Source organism: Fodinibius sp. GM108 (assembly GCF_058386985.1).
Genome location: NZ_JBYEIR010000006.1, coordinates 320,697 through 336,198 on the forward strand (window position 1 = coordinate 320,697; position 15,502 = coordinate 336,198).

General features: G+C 41.9%; 8 protein-coding genes. 6 read left to right on the forward strand and 2 right to left on the reverse strand.

Features of this window, described 5'->3' with window-relative positions; all coding sequences use genetic code 11:
* Positions 1-94 precede the first annotated feature (94 nt).
* The 4 genes from pyk (at position 95) to porW (ending at position 9,398) form a co-directional block, all read left to right on the forward strand.
* Positions 95-1,528, forward strand: a complete 1,434-nt coding sequence (gene pyk / locus ACT3ID_RS13235) for a pyruvate kinase (RefSeq protein WP_491542523.1) — start codon at positions 95-97, stop codon at positions 1,526-1,528.
* A 439-nt stretch (positions 1,529-1,967) separates the two neighbouring features.
* Positions 1,968-5,084, forward strand: coding sequence for a SusC/RagA family TonB-linked outer membrane protein (locus ACT3ID_RS13240; protein WP_491542524.1), 3,117 nt, complete (start codon positions 1,968-1,970; stop codon positions 5,082-5,084).
* 18 nt (positions 5,085-5,102) lie between these two features.
* Positions 5,103-6,617, forward strand: a complete 1,515-nt coding sequence (locus tag ACT3ID_RS13245) for a RagB/SusD family nutrient uptake outer membrane protein (protein ID WP_491542525.1) — start codon at positions 5,103-5,105, stop codon at positions 6,615-6,617.
* Positions 6,618-6,812: 195 nt separating this feature from the next.
* Positions 6,813-9,398, forward strand: coding sequence for a type IX secretion system periplasmic lipoprotein PorW/SprE (porW, locus tag ACT3ID_RS13250; protein ID WP_491542526.1), 2,586 nt, complete (start codon positions 6,813-6,815; stop codon positions 9,396-9,398).
* Between the two features lie 382 nt (positions 9,399-9,780).
* On the opposite strand, the gene ACT3ID_RS13255 is transcribed toward porW, so the two are convergent.
* Positions 9,781-10,875: a quinone-dependent dihydroorotate dehydrogenase gene (locus tag ACT3ID_RS13255; protein WP_491542548.1), complete on the reverse strand. Its 1,095-nt coding sequence runs from the start codon at positions 10,873-10,875 to the stop codon at positions 9,781-9,783.
* A gap of 88 nt (positions 10,876-10,963) precedes the next feature.
* Between ACT3ID_RS13255 and ACT3ID_RS13260 the strand changes: the two genes are divergently transcribed.
* Complete coding sequence (locus ACT3ID_RS13260; RefSeq protein ID WP_491542527.1) at positions 10,964-12,238, forward strand: bifunctional folylpolyglutamate synthase/dihydrofolate synthase; 1,275 nt, start codon at positions 10,964-10,966, stop codon at positions 12,236-12,238.
* A gap of 128 nt (positions 12,239-12,366) precedes the next feature.
* Positions 12,367-13,842, forward strand: a complete 1,476-nt coding sequence (rho, locus tag ACT3ID_RS13265; RefSeq protein ID WP_491542528.1) for a transcription termination factor Rho — start codon at positions 12,367-12,369, stop codon at positions 13,840-13,842.
* Positions 13,843-14,637: 795 nt separating this feature from the next.
* Here rho and ACT3ID_RS13270 read toward each other — a convergent pair.
* Positions 14,638-15,498, reverse strand: coding sequence for an MBL fold metallo-hydrolase (locus ACT3ID_RS13270; protein WP_491542529.1), 861 nt, complete (start codon positions 15,496-15,498; stop codon positions 14,638-14,640).
* Positions 15,499-15,502 lie beyond the last annotated feature (4 nt).

The following is a 15,502-nucleotide window of genomic DNA, read 5'->3' on the forward strand; positions in this document are numbered from 1 at the left end:
GATTTCAAAGGAAATTTGAACGATAACGATTATAATATTTATTTCATACCTTTAAACGATTTGCGCTAGCTTTAAAATCTGAGATAAATAATAGATGAGTATCACTGAACGTCGCACAAAAATTGTCTGTACCCTTGGTCCCAGCAGTAATACCGTTGAAAAGATTGACAAACTTGTTCGTAACGGAATGAATATTGCCCGGGTGAATTTCTCACATGGAACTCACGAATATAACGGAAAAGTGATTGATAATGTACGAAAAGTAGCTAGCCGTTATGATGTAAGTCTTCCTGTTTTAGCTGATCTCCAGGGACCTAAAATTCGAGTGGGAGAAATGAAAAATGGTGCACAAGAGATTGAAAAGGGGGATTATGTAACTATAACTCCCAAAGAGGTAAAAGGAACTTCAGAGTTAATCCCTGTCGATTATGAAGATCTGGTGAATGATGCTGTAGAAGGGAACAAGATTTTAATTGATGACGGATTACTCGAACTTAAGGTCATGCGGAAAGATTCTGACAGCTTGGTTGCACAGGTTATGGTTGGTGGCACTTTGAAATCTCGCAAAAGCCTCAACTTGCCGGATGTGGATCTTTCAATGGCTTCACTTACGGAAAAGGATATTTCAGATCTGGAGTTTGCTCTCTCAAGAGAGGTGGATTATATCGGAATGTCGTTTGTACGTTCGGCTGATGATATTCAAGAGGTTATATCCAGGGTTAGAGCCCATGGTTCAAATGCAGGAATTATAGCCAAAATTGAGAAACCAGAGGCGGTGGATGTCATAGAAGATATTATAGAAGAATCCAGTGGTATAATGGTGGCCCGCGGAGATTTAGGCATAGAAATAGCCAGTGAAAAAGTACCTATGGTGCAGAAAAAAATTATCGATCAATCCCGTCAGGCTGGTAAACCGGTGATAACAGCGACACAGATGCTCGATTCAATGATTGAAAATCCGCGTCCCACGCGTGCTGAGAGCTCAGATGTTGCGAACGCTGTTCTTGATGGTACGGATGCAGTAATGTTATCTGGTGAGACAGCAGCGGGGAAATACCCAGTTGAAGCGCTCCGCACTATGGATAAAATTTGTCGCACTGTTGAGGATGAGGCTCCGCATATTTATCACAGTCTAGAATATCGCAAGCCTGAATGGAAAGAAAAACAGGTAATAGAATCACTGGCGTATTCCTGCGTAGTACTATCAGAAAATGTAGAAGCTAAGGTTATCAGTACTATTACACATTCGGGGAGCACAGCACGACGAATTGCAAAATTTCGGCCGCGTGAACCGATAGTAGCTTTTACCGAAAGTGATGAGGTACGTCGTCAGCTTGGTCTGGTGTGGGGAGTTCGCCCGGTTAAAATTGATGAGATCTTTGACACAGATAAAAGTGTTAAGTTGATGGAAGAGCATCTGAAAAGCCACGGACTTGTTAATATAGGAGATCGGGCTATTATTGCTACCGGCATGCCGATAGCCAAACGAGGCCGCACAAATATGATAAAAGTTAGTACTATAGAATAAACAAATCTATTTTTTTTGGATCATTTGGTTTTTTGCCATCAAATCTTTTGATTAGCGTAGCACTAATTATTACGGGATGTACTAATTTTTTCAGTTCATCTTAAAAAAATATCAGTCAAAGTTCCGATAAATGTAATGTATTACAACTTAGTGAATGTTTGAATACGCTCGTAGGCAGTTTGTAAAAAAATGAAAAATAGCACTTTGCTCGGAACTTTTCTTTTAACATAATTTGGATTTGCGTCAATGAATTAATTGATTCGGTCTACGGCTGATGGGATATAATAACAACGGATGGTTTTAACTTAGGTCGGTTTCAAATATTTATGGGAAAATTAGGGGTTTTCCAATCTATTTGTTTAAAACAAACAAGTCCTGCTCATAGAATCTATGAGAGGCAAACTACGCTTAATAATTCAAATCTATAATGAGGTTAACTATGCTTAGAAAGTTACTTTTGGCAACATTTGCATGGCTGATGGCCACATCATTTGCCTTTGCGCAAAGTGGTACGCTTACAGGTGTTGTTACAGACGCAGAAACAGGGGAAACATTGCCTTCTGTAAATGTATTAATAGTAGGATCACAACAAGGTGCTGCTACAGATGCAGATGGCAATTACGAAATTACAAATATAGAACCTGGTACTTATACAGTCAGGGTTTCTTTTGTTGGTTTTATGACTCTGCGAGAAGAGGTACAGATTGGATCAGGTACTAATGAAAGAAATTTCTCGCTGGAACCAGACATTAGTTCACTTGACGAGGTTATTGTTTCAGGTGTAGCTGAGGCTACCAGCCGAAAAAAACTTACCGTATCTGTAAATAGGGTTGATGCTTCGGAATTGAATAAAGTTCCCGCCGTGTCGGTCTCAAGTTCACTGCAAGGTAAGGTATCTGGTGTAACCATAAAGAATTCAAATGGTACACCTGGTGGACAGTCACAGGTCCAGTTACGTGCAGATAATAATCTGAATATATCTTCGCAGCCATTAATTATTGTTGATGGTATTAAACTTGAAGGTAGTATGGCCGATATCAATTCAGATGACATACAATCTATTGAAGTTGTTAAAGGAGCAGCAGCTTCAGCTATGTATGGTTCAAGGGCTGGTAACGGTGTTGTCGTAATTACAACTAAACGAGGTGATACTGGTGAAATTGGCAAAGTTAATGTTACCCTTCGTAATGAAGTTGGTATACAACAACTCGAAAATTATATCGACCTTGCCGATCATCATGCCTTTGAACTGGCAGACGACTGGAATTCAGCTAACGGATATACTAAGTTTGCCGGAGTGACTTATCCTAACGATTATCAGGGTGGGTTTGATCCTGATGTCAGTGGTACGCGATCCTTAAAGGATGACCATTATATGGATAATCCATTTAATGGGGGGCAAGATCTCCAAAAAGAATTTTTCCAAAATGGTACGAACTATACCAACTATCTTTCTTTAGCTACCCGAACGGAAAATCTTAATGTTCATGGTTCATTCGAGAATTCTTCTCAAGAAGGGATTATACCTAATACTGATGGGTATGATCGGAGAAATTTCCGAATAAATGCCGACTATGACATTACTGATTGGTTGCAAGTTTCCGCATCAAACTTGGTCATTAATACTGAGTCTAATTTCCCAGGAGGAGGAGACTTTGATGATCCTGGTGGGGGAAGTGGAATATTCTTTGATTTAGTTTTGGCCGAGCCGGATAATAATCTTTTTATGGATAACCCAGACGGACAACCGTACTATGTAAGACATAATCAATGGAGTAACGAAACAAATCCATTATATAACACTTATAAGAATAATCGTACTGAAACAAAGCGCCGTACTTTAGGTAGCTATTCTGCAACAGCTAACCCAGTAGACTGGCTTCAGTATGACGGGAAATATTCCGTAGAAAGTAATAACAACAGGTATACCTCGCACTATCCTTATGACACGTGGGAGATTGGCGGGAGCGATCCCTTGGGTATTCAGTATTCAGAAGGCAGTTTGTTTAAGTATTCTTCTGAAGAGCTATCCAAAACCATGCAACATACGCTTACTACCCGCCATCAGGTTGATAAGCTTTATTTCAACGTTAAATTGAGTTATTTGTGGGAAAACCGTGAATTTGAATCCTTTGAAACTTCGGGAGAAAACTTTGAGGTGAGAGGGGTACCCCGTTTTGAGGCTATGAGTCCAGCAAATGTCGCAGCAGATTCTTGGTTAGAGGAAGTAAATGCGGAAAACTATTTTGCCATTACCTCCTTAGATTGGGATGATAAGTTTCTGGTAGATGCTATGGTTCGGCGGGATGGTTCTTCACTCTTCGGGCCCAACAATCGCTGGAATACCTATTATCGTGTATCCGGAGCATATCGTATCACCGAGGATGTTGATCTTCCTTACTTTACTGAGTTAAAAGTCCGAGCGGCTCAGGGTACTGCTGGTATGCGCCCTCAATTTACTTGGCAGTATGAAACTTTTGATGTAAATGATGGGAGTGCTTCCAAGAGTACGTTAGGTAACAAGAATTTGAAGCCTTCTATTACCGAAGAAAGAGAGTATGCAATTAGTGGTACGCTCTTTGACAAAGTGAATTTTGAGGCTATCTACTCTGAATCTACCACGGAAGATCAAATTTTGGAAGTGCCATTAATACCGTTAGCTGGTTATAACGCTCAGTGGCAAAATGCAGGTACTATTGAATCTGAATCATTTGAATTTAATGTCGATGGTACCATACTACGAGGATCCGATTTCCAATGGGATGCTCGGGTGACCTGGTCCAAGTCAAATCAGGAAATTACTGAGTTAGCAGTTCCCCCATACCAAGATGGTCCGGGTGGCTTATTTTACATGAGAGAAGGAGAAGAGTATGGAGCCATCTATGGATATACTTGGGTGAAAACGCTCGATCAAATGAGTCAACAGTTACCTGATGGAGCCAGCATAGATGATTATACTGTCAATAGTGATGGTTACGTGATTGAAGCCGGTACGGAAGGAACAGTTGATGAAGCACCGATAAAGATGCTTGATGAAAATGGAAATGATGCTTTTGTAAAAATTGGTAACGGGCGTCCGGACTGGACGGCTGGAATTTCCAATACTTTCCAGTATAAAGGATTCTCAGCTTATGCTTTGGTAGATATCAAGCACGGTGGCGATGTTTACAATCGTAAATCCCAATGGTTGACCAGAGATGACCGCAATGGAATTATGGATCAATCTGGCAAGCCTGAGGATGAGAAAAAAGCCTTTGATTATTACAAAGGTTTTTATGACGTCAACACCAATAACAGTTATTGGGTTGAAGATGCAGGATATGTAAAAATCCGAGAACTTTCGTTGAGCTATCAGTTCAACCAAGAAATGCTGTCAAATTGGTTTGGCAATACATTCCAATCTATTACCTTCTCGGCAATCGGACGTAATCTCCTTACCTGGAGTGACTATTCGGGTTATGACCCTGAAGTGGGAAGTATCCGTACTCCATATGATGGTACTGGAACCTATCCGAACTTCCGCAATTATGCTTTTTCAGTCCAAATGAAATTCTAAAACTATAGGTATAATATTATGAAGAATTATATAACTAATGGGATCCTCACCCTGCTGATTTTTGCAGTGGCTATAGGCTGTGCGGATCTTTCTGTCAACAACCAGAATGAACCTGATACAGAACGTGCGCTTGGTTCTGATACCGATCTGCGTTCTGTAGCTGATGGCTTGTTCAAACGGTGGTACAATGAAGCTCATAGTTATTATGGACCCAAGATGGGGCTCGCCACGGCAGCAGACGCTGCTACGTGCTCTTGGGGTAACCAAGGTATGCGACTTTTGGGGAATGAACCCCGTCAGCCGTGGGATAACGCTCCAAACTTCAACTATGAGAACGTTACCAGCAATTTTTTCGATGAGATGAATTCGGTTAATTCATCGGCATCTGATGTACTTGCCGGTATACAAGATGGAATACAGTTTGGTGATGGCGGTGCTGATACGCCAATGGTAAAGGCTCAGGCTAAATTAGCCCAAGGTTTAACGTGGGGATATTTGGCACTTGTTTTTGACCAAGCCTATGTCGTAGATGAGAACTCTAGTGAGGAAGATATCCTAAATCCAGAGTTGCAACCCTTTGATGTTGTCGCTGATAGTGCGATCAGCAAACTGGAAGATGCAGCTCAAATTGCGGCTAATAATACTTTTACCTTACCCGCAAATGTTATATCAACTGAATTCACTATAACCGATGTTGAATTTGAGCAAATAGTTCATAGCTATATTGCTCGAATCATGGCTTATACGCCTCGAAATGCATCTCAAAATAGCCAGGTTGACTGGGCTGCTGTACAAGATCATGCTGAACAAGGCATTGATTTTGACTTTAAAATCCAGGCTGATGGTAAAGCACCTTGGGAAGACAGCCAGTGGTTTGATGAAGGATTAATTTATCTGACATATCCCGGTTGGGGTAGAGTCGACATGCGTTTGGTTAATATGATGGATGATTATTATCCACCTCATTTTACGGCTAATGGAAATACAGATGATTATCCTGCGCCGCCTGATACAAGTGAAATAGAAGATATGCGCTTGGTAACGGATTTTGAATACCTATCATCTAATAATTTCAGGACTGAACGCGGTTATTATCACTTTTCCAATTTCCGTTTTAACCGGTACGGTTCATACATTGGAGGTTGGGATATCGGATTACCTGAATTCTTGAAGGCAGAAAATGATCTATTGCTTGCCGAAGCTTTAAATCAGCAAGGAAATTCGGCCGAAGCAGCTATGATCATAAATAACGGTACTCGAACAACACGAGGTGAGATGCCCGAAATAAATCCGACTCAATCCGAAGTATCTGAAGCAATTCACCACGAACGAATGATTGAACTGTTCTTAGGTGGTTTAGCTATTCAATACTTCGAGATGCGTAAAAAAGATCTGCTTCAAGTAGGAACGCCTCTGCATTTACCACTTCCGGCTAAAACGCTCGAAGTGTTAGGTAGAAGTAAACCATTCTATACATTCGGAGGTACATCAAATGCTGATGGTGTTAATACCTCTGATGGCGGGTGGAGATAAAAAGTCTCATATAACCTTTTATAACTATTTAAAGCCGGCTGTTTTATCAGCCGGCTTTTTTTATTGATATAACCTTAAGCTTTAGGTACTGAGTAATTATATTGGGAAACTTTTTTCTTAATAGCTCAATACCGATTCTATTTATTATTTTATATAACTGATTAATTAATGTAGAAAAACTAAATAGTTGTATTTTTGAGAAACCTGTTCTTCATACTACTATGCGCCTTACTTTTTAGCGGTTGCGGCCAAGCGCTGAAAAGTACGTGGGGTGACTTCAGAGCGTATTACAATACCTATTACAATGCCAAGGAAAGCTATCGGGCAGGATTGGCGAAAGTCCGGGAACAGCCTTTTACCATTGAGCCGGGAGAATTGGTCCGTATACATCATGCTCCCGTTCAGGCCGGGAACAGTGATTTTCAGGAAGCCATTGATAAGGGAGCCAAAATCTTGCGCAAATTTCCCGATACCAAGTGGGTAGATGATGCGATTTTTCTGATTGGTAAGTCCTACTATTACCGGCTTGAATTTTATCCGGCACAACAGAAATTCGAAGAGCTGCAAGAGGCGGCAACTTCACCGGAGATGCAGCAGCTGGCCATAATATGGAAGGGGAGAACGCTGTTGGATCTGGAACTCCATGCAGAGGGAGTAACATATCTGGAATCAGAGCTCCAGGAATATCCCGCTGATTGGTCTGTAGAACGAAAAGCAGAAATTCAGACCCTGGTCGCTCAACATCATGCCATGCTTGAAAACTGGGAAGAAGCTGTAGCTTTTTTATCAGATGCGGTGGCCGACCTTGAGGACAAGCAGTTATTAGGACGTACATTTTTTTTATACGGACAAATGCTTGAACGGCTGGAAGAGTATGGAGATGCCTATTTTGCTTTTTCGAGGACTGCAGAATTATTTCCGGGATTTGAATATAGATACTGGGGCCTCTTTAAGCAGGCTGATATTGCCCGAAAACAGCAGAATCTGGATCTGGCTATCAGGATTTATGAAGGTCTTAGCAGGGATGACAAGTATATAGAGCGCCGCGGTGAACTGGCATTTGAGATTGCAAGAACGCTCGAAATGAAAGGAAGAATTTCCGAAGCGGAGGAAAGGTATAAAAAACTATTATACGGCTCTCAAAATCTAAATACGCAACATCTGAGGGCTGACATCTATTACAGGCTGGGTGAAATATACAGCGATGAATATGAAAAACTATCTGTTGCTGCTGCTTATTATGATTCTGCTTCAACCAGCAGTAAGCTTGTGTTAACGGCTGATGAAAATCAAGACCCGGGAAGCCTTGCTGATGCATTTGGAGAATTTAAACGCCTACGAAATGATATAAATCGTGCCGACAGTTTGTTAAGACTGGGTTCTCTGTCTGCGGATGAATTAGAGACGGAGTTGGAGAGAATAAGGGATCAAAAAAGGCGAGAACTGCGGGAGCAACAACAGGCCGACGCTGAATCAGAGCGGTTGGCAAATATCAATAGTAGCAGGAATATTGATGAGCAGAATAACACCTCTTCATCGCGTTATGGATTCCTAAATTATCGGAACACGAACCGGGTTAATCAATCCAAGGCAGAGTTTCGGGCGGTGTGGGGCAATCGTCCGCTTGTGGATAATTGGCGGCGTGTACGAACTGTACGACGATCGGGCGGGAGTGGCATTGTAAGTAGTCAGGACGAAAGTGTGGGGCAGGAGACGGCAGGTATTACTCTTGATTTGGAGGCTATTCCTCGTACAGAGCGGGAGAGGAGGAAACTTGAGATCGAGAAAGTAAATAAGCAGTATGAGCTCGGTAACTTGTTATTTTTTGAGTTAGATTCACCTGATGAGGCAAAAGATTATTTTCACAGGGTAATCAACAGCCAGTCTGACCCTGACCTTCGTCCCCGGGCTATATATTCGCTTTATGAACTATACAAGACGAGCGAAAGCAGAGATAGCCTGCAATATTGGCGAAATAAGTTATGGCAGGAATATCCTGATACGGAGTATGCCCGCCGGATACGAAATTTCGATAATTCAAGACCAGCGGATACAGAACCAAATAGCACGGACACACTGCTTCAGCGTTACCAACAGATCGAGAACGACTCAATTTTTGGGTATGGTAAGGAAAGCAAAGCAGCTGCACTTCGCGAATTAGCACTGGAAAACCGTGACTCAGAACTGGCTCCGCATATTCATTATAAGGCAATCGAAGCGTATATCAATCAGGCTAAAGCCTATGAACAAATTATTGATTCGCTTAAAACGACGATGTGGATTGAAACTTCAAATGTTTCTGAAGCTTCGGGAGAAGCTGATACGTCCGCAGGTATTGAGAAGCAGTTTTCAGTGAAAGGAATGCATTGGGACAGTGTACGAACTATTGTTCATGAATTTGATACCACATTTACCGATGCCGAGCAGCAATCAAAAGTTGACAGTTTGTTAGATGTTCTTGATCAAGAAACCGAGATACCTACCTGTGAGGGAACAGGTATTTCTCTTTCAATTAAGGGCGGTATGAACTCATTTTTATCAACAGTCAACTATCCGGAGAAGGTGAGGGAAATGTCGATTTCAGGACAGGTAGTTTACTCGTTTGTTGTGATACCTACAGGCGAATTCAAATCTTTTGAGTTGGTATCACAGCCTACATCACTGGGAATCGAAGAAGCTTTTGAACAGGCGTTCAAGCAGAGTCTACGCTTTGAGCCGTTAAAAGTGGAAGATCCGCCGCCGGCGATTCAGTGCGAAGTTTCATTTCCGATCGATCATTAAAAACATAGTTTGGACAGCTTGTTCGACTATATGGCAGAAATTTTATGACTGGTGATTGAGATGTCGGTTATTGGTTATTTTGTGGTGTTGAGTTTACTGAGTTACAAGGTAATATAGTGGCACTCGTAACAAAGTGTGTATCCGTCCGGAGTATAGGCCGTTGTACTGATTTTGACATTACTCCGGTGTGGAATTGGCATTGCTCCCGGATAACTGTCAGCATTTATTTGTACTTGAGGTACCTCGTCGCCCACAATCACTAGCTGTTTCAAGCGTCCACGCTTGAAACTACTAATGTGTGATAAGCGTGGACGCTTATCACAGCAAGAAACCCACAACCTGCAACTCGAGACTTATAAACCTGTATTGTTTTCACTCAAATCTATTGAGCTCTTTGCGTGGCTTTAACCAGTTGTAGAATTGATTTAACATTCAGGTGATCTAACTCTTTGACCAGCTTTTTGTTAATAGATGTAACCAATCCGGGACCTTCATAGATTAAGCCGGTATAAATTTGCAACAGGTCGGCACCGGCCAATAACATACGCAGAGCTGTATCAAAGCAGTCGATACCTCCGACACCCACGATCGGCTTTTGTCCTTTTGTTGCTTTGCTGATCCATTGAATGATATTAATCGTTTTCTCGGCGATGGGATGTCCGCTTAATCCTCCGTGTCCGATTTTGTCAAGTTCAGCCTGACCGGTATTAAGATTTTCACGTTTGGAAGAAGTATTACAAGCCACATATCCATGGACACGATGGCGCTCACATATTTCCAGCAGTGAGAGTAGTTTAGCTTTTGTCAGATCCGAAGAAAACTTAACCAACGTTGGTATTACTCGTGCATCATCACGTATTCGAAGAGCAGAGAGCAGCTCATCAAGTGCTGTTGGATCTTCAAATGTTTTTCCCTCAGAAGTATTGGGGCAGGAGATATTTACAGTTATATAGTCCGCAACTTTTTTTGCTTCATTGAAGCTATGTACATAGTCATCAATTGCCGCATCGCCCATTATACTTGGGTCATGTGTTTTCGCGATATTAATCCCCAGTGGAAAATCAATCTTTTTGTTTTTTAATCGCTTTATAATGGTTTGGGCACCGTCGTTATTCAATCCCATACGATTGATAAGTGCACGATCATGTGGGAGGCGAAAAAGTCTCGGCTTGGGATTCCCGGTATTGGGATTAGCCGTAATACTGCCAATTTCAGTAAAACCGAAACCCAAAGCCTGGATTATCTCCGGAATTTTGCCATTTTTGTCAAAACCAGCAGCTAATCCAATAGGATTTTTGAAGTTTAGTCCCCATATTTGCTGGTTAAGTTTAGTAGATTGATAATTGTAGATACTGCTGGCCAACGTCTGCAGCATAAAGCTTTGAGATGCTGTTTGCGCAAATTTATAGGTAGCACTATGCGCTCTTTCAGCATCAAGTCGAAATAAAAGTGGTCTCACCAACGATTTATAAATCATAAATAGGTGTTCCAAAGCATTTTTATTGCTTTGCCAAAGTAAAGAGCTTTTTACTAAGAACGAAATTTTAACGATCTCTTAAAATTCAATGTCTTTTAGTTCTGCGGAGTCCGTTAAAACGTATTTGGAGCAAATACCGAAATTTAAGTCGACAGGGTCTGCTGCAACCAATTTTGATCTGTCTCGTTTCAGGGAATTCTGTTCCCATATAGGAGATCCGCAACAGGATTTTCCGGTCATTCATGTAGCAGGAACCAATGGAAAGGGGAGTACCTGCCGGATATTGGCTACTGTACTACAGGAGACAGGAGTGAAGACAGGTGTCTATACTTCTCCGCATATTCTGGAGTTTAACGAGCGTTTTCGCATGAATGATAGTTATATTACGGATGAGGAGTTACTAACTTTTTTTGAGCGATATAAATCTGACATTGAAGAGTTCAAACTCACATATTTCGAGATTAGCACCGCGGTGGCTTTCTGGTGGTTTAGTGAGTCTAAAGTTGAAATTGGTATCATCGAAGCGGGATTGGGTGGACGGCTGGATGCAACTAACGTTGTAGACCCGTTGGTAAGTGTAATTACCAGTATTTCACTGGACCATACTGATATACTTGGAGATACTATTGAAGAAATTGCCCGGGAAAAAGCGGGGATTATCAAAAGGAATCGGCCGGTGGTCATTGGTGATCTACCCGGAACAGCGCGGAATAAAATTCTTGAAATTGCGGAACAAAAGGGATCAACTGTGCATACCATTAACAAGATACGTCCAACATTTCTCAGCCCCGGCCGTTATCAATTAACCATTGATGATGAAAGAATTGATATCTACACGAACCTGGCGATTCCCGTACAGGCTAAAAATGTAGCAATAACCTGGCAGGTAGTACAACAGATAAAGGGAGAGTTTCCTATTTCCAGAGAGCAATTTATTAAAGCCTTGCGACGTGTTGATTTAGGATTTGGACGTTTCGAAAAATTGACAGCTTCGCAGCCATGGTATTTCGATGGCGGACATAATGTTGAAGCAGTCAAAGCCCTGAAGCAGTCGATCCGTACTGTCGGAACTGTCGAGGAAGCTACTTTGGTTTTGTCGATGCTAAAGGATAAACTTCGGCCTGATGTGATGAAGGAGTTTTCAGAATTCAAAAATATCTATTATTATCAATTAAATCTTGAACGGTCAGCAACTTTTGACGATATTACCAAATGGTTGTCGCAAGTAAAAACCTTTCCTGACGACCACAATTATTCATCGTTCCTTGATGATTTTAATTCGGAATTAGTAATTTTTGCAGGAAGTTTTTACTTTTATGAGAAAGTTCGGGGCTGGGTTTCATCTTTTGTTTTGAACCATTAATCCATATCTACCTGAATTTGTGCTCCCTTAACAGCGTAGATCAATTCTCTGTAGAGCCTTATATCAGATATAGGATCGTTTTATTCATCACAACCCACTAAACAATTTAAATAGCTAGAAGAATTATTATGTCGGATTATCAAACCGATGGAGTTTCACTGGAAGAAATTGATACACTTCCCGAAAAAACTGTCAAGGAACTCCGTCATTTGGCCCGTGAACAGGGTTTAAGTTCAGTGTCTGGACTTAAGAAACAAGAATTGATTAGTCGAATCTCACAATCAGTGCGGGATAAAGCCCGTGCGCGCGGTGAGCTCGACGACAGCTCTGAGGGTCGACAACAAAGTAATAACCGAAACAGGAAGGGCTCAGACCATTCCAATAACAATCGGGGAAAAAAGAAGAAGAAAAAAAGTGTGCACGAAATTCTTCCCGAGTCGGATGCCCCTACGCTTGAAGAGCGGCTGGAAGAGATAGAGCCGCAGTTGGGGCCTTATCTGATACAGGAAGGTACACTCGAAATCTTGCCCGATGGATATGGTTTTCTGCGGTCTGTGAACTATAACTACAAAGCCAGCCCGGATGATATCTATGTATCACCCTCTCAAATAAAACGTTTTCGCTTGAAACAGGGCGATTGTGTGATAGGTATTATTCGACCGCCGAAGGTTGGAGAGCGCTACTTTGCTCTTCTTCGTGTGGATGGTGTCAATGGTAAAATTCCGCACGATATGGATAACCGGGAAGACTTTGAGGATCTGCTCCCTATTTATCCTGAAGAGCGATTTAAGCTCGAGCACAACCCTACGGAATACACCACACGTGTTTTGGATCTGTTTTCGCCACTTGGCAAAGGCCAGCGCGGGTTGATTGTGGCACAGCCCAAAACCGGTAAGACCACTATTCTGCGTAATATTGCTAACGCTGTCAACGCTAATAACCCGGAGACAAAGATTATTATCTTGCTTATTGATGAGCGTCCGGAAGAGGTAACAGAGATGGAGCGTAACGTTGAAAATGCAGAAGTGGTGGCTTCTACTTTTGATGAAAAACCGGAAAATCACATTGGTCTTTCGGAAATCGTTTTTGAAAAGTCAAAACGCCTGGTAGAAAGCGGTCATGATGTATTGATTCTTATGGATTCAATTACGCGCCTGGCTCGCGCATATAATATTTGCCAGCCGTCGTCGGGACGTACAATGTCGGGTGGTGTGGATTCTGAAGCCTTAAAAGCACCACGTCAGCTGTTCAGCTCGGCTCGAAATATTGAACATGGTGGAAGCCTCTCTATATTGGCAACCGCACTGGTGCAAACCGGATCGCGGATGGATGATCTCATCTTTGAAGAGTTCAAGGGCACGGGTAATATGGAAGTTGTTCTTGACCGTAACCTGTCGGAGCGTAGAATCTTTCCCGCTATGGATATTTTCAAAAGCGGTACGCGGCGTGAAGAGCTTATCGTACCGGAAGAAGAGCACGAAAAAGTAGTGCTGTTACGTCGTTACCTGAATCGCATGAATAGCTTTGAAGCGATGGAATTTGTGCTTGATAAGATGAAAGGCACCGAAGATAATGAAGAATTTCTGCTTTCTATGAATAAGTAGGGTATCCATTTTTTAGAGGCTTGTCACAATCGAGAACCCGATTCATCCGTGAAATCCCATACTCTTTGTCATTTCGAATGAAGCGTAGCGGAATGGGAAATCTATGTTTTACCAGCATCTATTTAAAACAAAGATCTCGATGCCGACAGTAGTCGGCATCGAGATGACAAATTAGCTTTTAATTTTGCTTGGGGACTAATGAGAAAGGGGTGGGAGTACACTTATCTCAACCGGAATATCTACTTCACAGTTTTACTAGTGTGCGGAACTCGATTATATGTTTATTTATTACTAAATCATCTTTTAACGATTCATTCTCCTACCTCTGGATAGTTGTAAATTGGGTTAATTTTAGTAGCTCGCCTTCAGAGATTTGAACTTCCGGCCTTAGAAGAGTTGGTTGTGATAGTTACTATGCCAGCAGTTGTATGATGGTTATCTACTGGTTTTAATATACCCTTCATCTGTGCCGGGGGGAACATAAATCAGACGCAGAACGTCTACTCATATGTTCCGCACCAGGGGTATGGAACGAGAAAATGAATCTTGGAAACTTTCGTGACCTGTTAAAGCATTTTAGATTCTATCGGTTGGTTACAGCAAGGATGATCACACTCGGTAAAATTCAGCCCGAAGTTGGAAAGTAAATAAGTAAAAGCAGTGTCATTCTGAATGTAGTGGAGCGGAACTGAAGGATCTCCCTGAAGAGGTCCGCGTAGCATTTGAAGGTATATTACTTATACTCCTGCGAGCTTCCGTTCGCCCGGCAATAGCACCATTAAATTTTTAAACAATTCAATGTTCAGGGATATCAGCAAGTACGTACTTCTTATCCTCATCCCGTATTAATCGTCCGGCCCGTGCATTTTTGGAGTGATAGAAAAGCAGCATCGCTTCCTCATCACTGGCTTGCCTGAGCAGATGTACTTTTTCCTTCTTGGCCCGAATCGTATGGACATCTATTCCGCTCATGCCATATCGATTGAGATGATCTGAAGAAGGCAGTAAATCCCCCAAATAATACGCGGTGTTATCACCATTGTTTATAAGCACTACCTGATGACCAGGCGTATGTCCACCGGTTCGAATGGCTGTAACACCCTCAAGAATTTCACTATAATCTTCTTGCAATAACTCTACTTTATTATCAGCTACTAACCGGTAGAATTCGTCCAGTTTATAGTCGGCACCGCGCGTATTCTGATCCTGATCAACACGGGTAAGCGCGTGTTCCCACTCTTGTTGATGCACATAATATGTTGCATTCGGAAATGTAGCTTTAGTTGAAAGATCAGAGGAGTTGTAGGTGCAACCTGCAGCGTGATCGTAATGCAGATGACTGAGGATCACGTGAGTTATGTCTGATGCATTCAGCCCGAAAACATTTAGATTTGTTTGCACATTTGAGACATCTGAATATTCACTTCCCTCATCAAGCCCCCATCCCAGGCCCGCATCCAATAATATATTGTGCGAGCCTGTTTTAACTAAAATGGGATTGATGCCGACAACCGCTGAAACCTCTTCTTGCTTTTGTTCTGCCTGTGTTTGTGATACATCTTCTCTGGAAGCAGAGATACGGTTGATATGACCGTCATCAAAAATCTCGAACCGGCCTTCGCTGAGTATTTCAATTGTAAAAGAACCTATCTGCATAACA